This window comes from Photobacterium sp. R1 (assembly GCF_054600795.1).
Map to the genome: position 1 here is coordinate 1 of NZ_BAAHZP010000961.1, position 237 is coordinate 237.

At 53.6% G+C, this 237-nt stretch carries 1 pseudogene; it reads right to left on the reverse strand.

Annotation, left to right across the window (positions count from 1 at the left end):
- Positions 1-237 (reverse strand): annotated as a pseudogene (locus ACYP03_RS27920) (ABC transporter ATP-binding protein); the annotation flags it as partial.

Sequence of the window (237 nt, forward strand, 5' to 3'; positions counted from 1 at the left end):
TCGGTGTCAGCTTCAGGTTCTGAGGCCTGACAAGCCACTCAACATACCTGCCTTCACCAAATGTCACGGCTTTTGCCAGATCAACACGGCCAAACGGGGTCAGCAATCCATCCTGCCCGATAGTGGCCGGCAGATAAGAACCCGCCCCCAGAAAGTCGGCAACAAAGCGGCTGCAAGGTTGATAATATAGCTCAGCTGCAGTACCAAACTGCTCTATCACGCCATTGTGCATCACTG